A 687-nucleotide genomic window follows, 5' to 3' on the forward strand; every position below is an offset into this window, starting at 1 on the left:
GACGCGGCCGGCCACGAGCTGATCCCGTTCACCGGCTACGAGACCCCGGGGCTGGCCGGCGGGCTCGGCGCCCACCTGGCCGACTGGGGGCTCCATCTGCTGCTGCCCACCCTGTCGTTGGCGCTCGGCGGGATCGCGGTCTACAGCCGCTACCAGCGCGCCACCATGCTCGACGTGCTCGGCTCCGACTACCTGCGCACCGCCGAGGCCAAGGGCCTGACCAGGAACCGGGCGCTGCTCAAGCACGGACTGCGCACCGCGGTGATTCCGATGGCCACCATGTTCGCGTACAGCTTCCTGGGCATCTTCACCGGCGCGGCCTTCACCGAGACCATCTTCGGCTGGCACGGCATGGGGGAGTGGTTCATCCAGGCGATCAACGAGCAGGACATCAACTCGGTGGTCGCGGTCAACCTGTTCGCCGCGGTGGTGGTGCTGGCGTGCGGCTTCCTGGCCGACCTGCTGACCGCCGCCCTCGATCCCCGGGTCAGGTCCTGATGACTGCCGTCCTGCCGCTGCCCACCGCCGAACTCCCGGCCCCCACCGGACGGTTGCGCCTGGTCACCGGGCGCCTGCTGGCCGCCAAGGGCGTGCTGATCGGTGCGGTGACCGTGCTGCTGCTCTTCCTGCTGGCCTTCGCCGGCCCGTTCCTGACGCCCTGGGACTACGCGACGCCCGACTATCTGG

Annotated in this window: 1 protein-coding gene and 1 pseudogene; both read left to right on the plus strand. The window is 70.5% G+C overall.

Going from position 1 to position 687, the window contains the following annotated elements; all coding sequences use genetic code 11:
- The coding region (locus ABD323_RS43040; protein WP_344447480.1) for an ABC transporter permease at positions 1-498 on the plus strand (498 nt) is incomplete at its 5' end.
- Positions 498-687, plus strand: a pseudogene (locus ABD323_RS43045) (peptide ABC transporter permease); the annotation flags it as partial. The gene ABD323_RS43040 and the pseudogene ABD323_RS43045, both read left to right, overlap by 1 nt.

This window comes from Kitasatospora nipponensis (assembly GCF_039528135.1).
Classification (GTDB): Bacteria; Actinomycetota; Actinomycetes; order Streptomycetales; family Streptomycetaceae; genus Kitasatospora; species Kitasatospora nipponensis.